General features: G+C 71.9%; 5 protein-coding genes. 1 reads left to right on the top strand and 4 read right to left on the bottom strand.

Features of this window, described 5'->3' with window-relative positions; translation table 11 throughout:
- Positions 1–1,254, bottom strand: a 1,254-nt coding sequence (locus VGD70_RS30715) for a hypothetical protein (protein ID WP_414638100.1), incomplete at its 3' end; no start/stop codon positions are given.
- 282 nt (positions 1,255–1,536) lie between these two features.
- On the opposite strand from VGD70_RS30715, the gene VGD70_RS30710 reads away from it, so the two are divergent.
- Positions 1,537–1,827 carry a TNT domain-containing protein gene (locus tag VGD70_RS30710; protein ID WP_414638099.1) on the top strand — a complete coding sequence of 97 codons (291 nt, stop codon included), beginning with the start codon at positions 1,537–1,539 and terminating at the stop codon, positions 1,825–1,827.
- An 18-nt stretch (positions 1,828–1,845) separates the two neighbouring features.
- On the opposite strand, the gene VGD70_RS30705 is transcribed toward VGD70_RS30710, so the two are convergent.
- The 3 genes from VGD70_RS30705 to VGD70_RS30695 form a co-directional block, all read right to left on the bottom strand.
- Positions 1,846–2,436 (bottom strand): pentapeptide repeat-containing protein, encoded by a 591-nt coding sequence (locus tag VGD70_RS30705; RefSeq protein WP_331087527.1) that lies wholly within the window; start codon positions 2,434–2,436, stop codon positions 1,846–1,848.
- Positions 2,437–2,446: 10 nt separating this feature from the next.
- Complete coding sequence (locus tag VGD70_RS30700; RefSeq protein ID WP_331087525.1) at positions 2,447–2,878, bottom strand: universal stress protein; 432 nt, start codon at positions 2,876–2,878, stop codon at positions 2,447–2,449.
- A gap of 428 nt (positions 2,879–3,306) precedes the next feature.
- Positions 3,307–6,759, bottom strand: coding sequence for an error-prone DNA polymerase (locus VGD70_RS30695; protein ID WP_331087523.1), 3,453 nt, complete (start codon positions 6,757–6,759; stop codon positions 3,307–3,309).
- Positions 6,760–7,042: the final 283 nt, after the last annotated feature.

The raw sequence follows: 7,042 nt of genomic DNA, 5'->3' as shown, positions 1-7,042 counted from the left end.
GGCCCGGATGCCGGCGGACCGGACGGACGTCCCGGCTACCGCGGTTCCGACAGCGAGCCCGCCTTCGGGATGTCCGGGCGCGGCGGGCCGGAAGCCGACGGACCGGATGGGCGTCCCGGCTACGGTGGCGTTCCTGGCCGCGGGCCGGATGAGCGTCCCGGGTTCCGGGGTTCCGACGATGAGCCGGCTGCGTTTGGTGACCACGGCGGGCCGGACACCGGTCGTCCCGGGTCGCGGGGGGCTGACGCTGAGCCGGCCTCCTCTGGTCGTCGCAGTCGGACCGGTGTGGGTGGCGCCGCCGGTTACGAGGGCGGTCGCGGCGCCGAGGCGGGCCACGAGTCGGACCGGCCAGAGCCGGGGCGTCGGGCCAGCCGTTCCGAGGTGGGCGAGCCTGCCGCTTTCGGGGGCGAGCCCGGCCGCGGTGGGCGGCATGACTCCGAGCCCACGGTCTTCGGCATGCCCGGGCTCGGCGGGCCGGATGCCGGTGGGCCGGACTTCCGCGGATCCGATGGTGAGCCGGTCGGCCGTCGTAGCCGGTCGGACGCCGGCTCGGAGGCCGGCGGCGCCGAGGTGGGACGGCACGGTGCGCGCAGCGACCTCGGCCGGGAGGACTCCGAGGGCGCGGCCTTCAGAACCCCGGACGCCGACCAAGGCGCCTTCGGCGGTCCGGAGACACCCCGACCGCAGAACGGCCGCCCCGACTTCGGCCGGCCCGACACCGGTCGCCCCGACACCGAACGAGCCGACTTCAGCCGAGCCGACGCGGAACGGCCAGACTTCGGGCAGCCCGACTCCGGACAGCCCGACTTCGCCCGGGCCGACGCCGAACGTGCCGACTTCGGTCGGGCCGGTGCGGGGCAGTCTGGATTCGGTCGGCCGGACACCGGGCGACCTGAGTTCGGGCGGCCCGACGCAGGGCAGCCGGACTTCGGCCGCGCAGGCGCCGAGCGGGCCGGATTCGATCAACCAGACGCCGGCCGGCCTGAGTTCGGCCGGCCGGGCGCCGAGCGAGGCGGATTCGATCAGCCCAATGCCGGGCAGCCAGACTTCGGCCGGCCCGGTGCCGAGCGAGGCGAGTTCGATCAGCCCGACATCGGGCAGCCGGAGTTCGGCCGCACGGGCGCCGAGCGCGCCGGGTTCGATCAGCCCAATGCCGGGCAGCCAGACTTCGGCCGGCCCGGCGCCGAGCGAGGCGGATTCGATCAGCCAGATGTCGGGCCGGGTGCGTTCGGGCGGGCTGATGTTGGGCGGCACGATCGTCCGGAGCTTGAGCAGACTCAGTTCGGGCGGCCGGAATTCGATCGCGCTGAGCGGCCGGAGTCGCCGCGGGGCGCGCCGTTGGGAGCTGGTCCCCTGCGGTCCGATGTGCCGGGGACAGGCTTCGACCGGTCCGAGCCCGTACGGGTTGAGGCGCCTCGACCGGATCCGGGGCGTGGGCGTCCGGAGCCGAGCGCGGCGCCGCCGGCCAACCAGGACTGGCCGATCGGCCCCCTGCCGGGCGAGCCGCCGCTGACGCTGTTCCGCGGCAAGCGTCTGGTGGAACTCGAGCCCGGCACGGAGATCGACCGCTTCGGTGAGGACGACGGCAACCTCGTCTATGCCGTCGGCACGCCGTTCAGTGAGCGGTCGCTGGTGCCGGAGTGGGTCGAGCGCCCGTACCACGCGTACCGGGTGCGCCAGCCGGTTCAGGTCCTGACTGGCGCGGCGATCCCGTGGTTCGAACAGCCGGGCGGCGGGACCGCGTACCTGCTGCCGGACGCGATCGGTGAGCTGGTCGCGCTGGGCCGGCTGGTGGAGATCAGCGGGCGGGATCGGCCGCGCGGCTAGGCGCGGCGTGGGCCGTGTTTAGCCCTCGATGTGGAGACCGTGGGCGGCGGCGAACGCCACCGCCAGGTCCAGGTCGACCCGCGCGCCGGCGAGCTTGCCGTGGACGAGGCCGGTGGCGTCGATTCGCGCGCCGCGTAGGTCCGCGCCGGCGAACTGGGTGTTGGCGAGGCGGGCGCCGGTGAGGTCGGAGTCGCGCAGGTCGGTGTCGCGGAGGTCGGCGCCCATCAGGTTGGCCTCGCGGAGGCGAAGGCCGGCCAGCGTGGTCTTGCGGAGGCTGGCTTCGGTGAGGCTCGCGAGGGTGAGGTCGCAGTCGCTGATGGTCCAGGGGCGGAAGCGGCAGTCCAGGAACGTCGAGCCGAGCAGGCTGCATGCCGTGAACGCGCTGTCGGTGAGGGTGGCGCGGTTGAACGTGCATGAGCGGAACGCGCTCGAGGTGTGGCGCGACTCGCCGAGGTCGGCGCGGGTGAAGTCGCAGTGGTCGAACGTGCAGCCGTTGGTGACCAGGCCGCGTAGGTCGGCCTCGACGAAGGTGCATTTCTCGAAGTGACGTTGCGTCCACTGCTGTCCGGTGAGGATGGCGTCCCGGTAGTCCTCGCCACGTTCGGTCATGAGGGGCACTCTAGGGAACGACCACGACAGGGCGGCGCGCGTCGTTGATGAGCGACTTCGCGACTCCGCCGCCGCGCCCGACGACGATGCAGTCGGCCCGCCGGTCCTCGGCGACGGCCTCGAGCCCGTGCGCGGGGTCGCCGCGGTAGTGAACGAGCTCCCACGAGATGCCGGCGGCGTCGAGGTAGCGGACGGCCAGCTGATGCAGCTCGGCGACGAAGGCGTTGGCGGCCTCGGCGGCGGTGGCCATGCCGATGGGTGACCAGTACGCGGCGCTGCCGAGCGGCTCGACGTAGACGACCACCAGCAGCGCCCGCTCGCGCCGCGCGAGGCCGCTGGCCCAGGCGGCGGCGTGCTGGGCCCGAACCCCACCGTCGACCCCGACGACGATGACGGCGAGCCCATCCTTGCCCGCTTCGGGATCGCGACGCTGCGACGGCACTCCTGGATCTTAGAACCGTTGCCGTGCAAGGACATAGCGCCCATTGGCCGGAATCCGGCGATTTCGCTCGGTGCGGCGAAGGTCGGCGATGGTGGTAGGCGGCCGTGGGGCTGGGCGGCCTGGTGGTTAGGCAGCCTGCCGCGCCGGATGCGGAACCTGGTCGCCGGCTGCGCCGGTGGGGCCCTCGGCGCGTGCGTGGCCGCTGGCGGCGCCACGAGACTCGGGTTGGTGCCGGCCTCGCGGCGGCATACCCCACCACTCCCGGGGGGCCACCCACGTTCCAGTCTACCGGTCGAGGTGGCTGAAGCCAGGGATCGCTGTCGCCTGTGGACAAGTTGGGCGAGTGAGTGGAGAGTTTGGTCGGTTCCGTTGGGTCGCCGCGGCGGTGGCCTGGTGTTTCGCCGGCCGAGGCGAATTTGTGGTGTGGGTTAGCGGAAGTCGCGGGATTTGGCGGGGATGCTCAGGTCCAGGGCTTCCAGGTGGTCGGCCAGGATGCTTGTCACGCCTTCCGCGCTTTCCACCATTCCGCGGACCAGGAGGGCCGAGGAGTTCCTTGCTATTCGGCGGTAGCGGGTCCACAGGCCGGGCGAGCAGACCACGTTGATCATGCCCGTCTCGTCCTCCAGGTTCAGGAACGTCACTCCCCCTGCTGTCGCGGGCCGTTGGCGGTGGGTGACCGCGCCGCCCACCAGGATTCGGCAGCCGTCGTCCTCTTCGGACACGTTCGCTACCGGGACGGCGCCCAGCTCGTTCAGGTGCTCGCGCAGGAACTCCGTGGGGAACGTGTCCGGGGACAGGCCCGTGGCCCAGACGTCCGCCACCGCCAGTTCGAGCGGGGTCATGCCGGGGAGCGGCGGCGCCGTCGCGCCCACCGTCGTGCCGGGGAGGCGGTCCGGACGTTCGCCGGCCACCGCTCCCGCCGCCCACAGGGCCTCTCTGCGGCTGACCTCGAAGCAGTCGAACGCGCCGGCCGTGGACAGGGCCTCGATCTGGGGCCTGGTCAGCTGCACGCGTCTGGCCAGGTCGGTCATGGACCTGTAGGGACCGTTGGCCTCGCGTTCGTCGGCGATCTTCCCGGCCAGGTCGTCGCCAATGGTGCGGACGGTTCCCAGGCCGAGGCGGATCGCCGGGCCCGAGTGGTCGTCGGGGTTTCGCGGGTCCCGGGGCGCGTCGTGGGAGTCGGTGAACTCCAGGGTGGCGTAGGACAGGCTCGCGCTCACGTCCGGGCCGCGGACCGTCACGCCGTGCCGCCTCGCGTCGGCCACCAGGGACTGCGGGGAGTAGAAGCCCATCGGCTGGGCCCGCAGGAGTGCGGCGCAGAACGCGGCCGGGTAGTACAGCTTGAACCACGCGCTCGCGAACACGAGATACGCGAAGCTCAGCGCGTGGCTCTCGGGGAAGCCGAAGTTGGCGAACGCCATCAGCTTCTCGTAGATCCGGCCGGCCAGCTCGTCGCCGATGCCGTGCGCCGCCGCCCCCTCGTAGAACCGCTCGCGTAAGCGTTCCATCCGGTGGGTCGACCTCTTGGCACCCATCGCCCGGCGTAACTCGTCGGCCTCGGCCGGGGTGAAGTCGGCCACGTCGACGGCTATCTGCATCAGCTGCTCCTGGAACAGCGGGACGCCTTTGGTCTTGTACAGGGCCTTCTTCAGCAATGGATGGTCGTAGGTGATCTCCTCCTGATCGTTGTGCCGGCGGATGTAGGGATGCACCGAGCCACCCTGGATGGGGCCGGGGCGGATGAGCGCGACCTCGACCACCAGGTCGTAGAACTCCGCGGGCTTGAGCCGGGGCAGCGTGGCCATCTGCGCCCGGCTCTCCACTTGGAACACTCCGACGGAGTCGGCCCGGGACAGCATCGCGTAGACGTGCTCGTCCTCGAGGTCGAGGTTGTCGATGTTCACCTCGTGGTGGTGGTGCTCGGTGACCAGCTCGACCATGTAGCGGAGCGCGGAGAGCATGCCCAGGCCCAGGAGGTCGAACTTGACCAGGCCGGCCGCGGCGCAGTCGTCCTTGTCCCACTGCAGGACGGTGCGCTTGTCCATCCGCGCCCGCTCCACCGGGCACACCTCGCTGACCGGGCGGTCGCAGATGACCATCCCGCCCGAGTGGATGCCCAGGTGCCGAGGGAAGTTCTCGAGCTGGCCGGCCAGCTCGAGGACCGCGACCGGCACGTCGTGGTCGTTGTCGTCCACTGTGGACTTGAGCGGGCCCCAGCGGTCGATCTGCTTGCTCCACGCGTCCTGCTGGCCGGGTGAGTAGCCCAGCGCCCTGGCCATGTCGCGGACCGCCGACTTGGCGCGGTAGGAGATGACGTTGGCCACCTGGGCCGCGTGCCGGCGGTCGTAGCGCTCGTAGACGTACTGGATGGCCTCCTCGCGGCGGTCGGACTCGATGTCGAGGTCGATGTCCGGCGGGCCGTCGCGGGCCGGGGCGAGGAAGCGCTCGAAGAGCAGCTCCCAGCGGACCGCGTCGACCTTGGTGATGCCGAGCGCGTAGCAGACCGCCGAGTTGGCCGCCGATCCCCTGCCCTGGCAGTAGATCCCGTTGCTGCGGCAGAAGTCGACGATGTCGGACACGATGAGGAAGTAGCCGGGGAACCCGAGGTCCTCGATGACCCGCAGCTCGTGCGCCAGCTGCGCGTACGCCTTCGGGTTGTCCTTCGGCGTGCCGTAGCGGGCGAGTGCGCCGGTGTAGGTCTTCTCGCGCAGGTAGCTGATCTCGGTGTGCCCGTCGATCTCGAACGGCGGCAGGTTGGGCGCGACCAGGGTGAGGTCGAACGACAGCTCGAGGCCGAGCAGCGCGGCCCGCTGCACGACGCCGGGGTACCGGGCGAACTTCCGGCCCATCTCGGCGCCGGAGCGCAGGTACGCGGTGGGCGCGGGCGGCAGCCAGCCGTCGAGCTCGTCGAGTGAGCGGCGGGCCCGCACGGCGGCCATGGCGGCGGCGAGGTCGCCGCGGTTGGGCTGCGCGTAGTGCACCGCGTTGGTGGCGATGACCGGGAGCCGGAGCTCGCTGGCCATCTTGACGAGCAGGTCGTTGTGCGTGGTGTCCAGCGGCAGGCCGTGGTCGATGAGCTCGACGAACACCCGGTCCGAACCGAACGCCTCGGTGAGCTTGACGAGCTCGGCGAACGCCGCGTTCGGGCCGTCGCGCAGGAGTGCCGCGCGGACCGCGCCCTTGCGGCAGCCGGTGAGGACGACGCACTCGCCGGTGGTTTCCTCGACGATCTCTGCCAGGTTGTAGATGGGGCGGCCTTTTTCGCTGCGGCCTCGTTCGCTGCCTGTCTCGCCGCCTGTCTCGCTGCCTGTCTCGCTGCCTGTCTCGCTGTCGGCGAGCTGGCCGGAGGTGATGGTGCGGCAGAGGCGCGCGTAGCCGGTGGTGCCGGTGGCGAGGAGCAGCAGGTGCTCGCCCTCCGGGTCGGCGACGCCGTTCTGCGGCTGGCTGAGGCCGAGGCTGAGCTCGGCGCCGAAGACCGTGCGGACGCCCAGTTCCTTGGCCGCCTCGGCGAAGCGGACGACGCCGTACATGCCGTCGTGGTCGGTGATGGCGATGGCGTCGAGGCCGAGGAGTGCGGCCGCCTCGACCAGCTCCTCGGGGTGGCTCGCGCCGTCGAGGAAGCTGAAGTTGGAGTGGCAGTGGAGCTCGGCGTAGGGGGTGCGGGTGTCGGCGCCGGCGAGGTCGGTGGGGCCAGGTGGGCCGATGCCGGCTGGCGCGGAGTAGCGCTCGCGGTGCCTGGTCCAGGCTGGGCTGTCGCCGCCGTCGCCTTTCGGCTGCTCGTCTCCCGGCTGGCTGTCTCCTGGCCGGCCTTTGTCCGGTGGCCGGCCGGAGAGGATGCGCTCCAGTTCTGACCAGCTGACTGGGGGGTTGTTCCAGCCCATCAGTGCCGCCGGCCGTTGGCGAGGGTGCGGGGGCTTGGGGTGGTGGGGCTGGGGAGTTGGGCCGGTGGGGTTGGAGGGGTTGATGGAGCTGGCAGATCGAGGAGGCCGGGCAGGTTGGGCAGGCCGGATGGGCTGGGCGAGCTGGGTCGGCCCGACGGGCTGGGCAGGCTCGGTGGCCGGGAGGGGCCGGGTGGATCGGGCAGGCCGGGCGGGCTGGGCAGGTCGGGTTGGGTGGGCAGGTTGAGTACGCCGGGTGGGTGTGGCAAGCCTGGTGGGGTGGGGT

Origin of the sequence: Actinophytocola sp. (genome assembly GCF_036402745.1) — a bacterium.
Lineage (GTDB): Bacteria > Actinomycetota > Actinomycetes > Mycobacteriales > Pseudonocardiaceae > Actinophytocola.
This window is presented reverse-complemented; position numbering and strand designations above follow the sequence as displayed.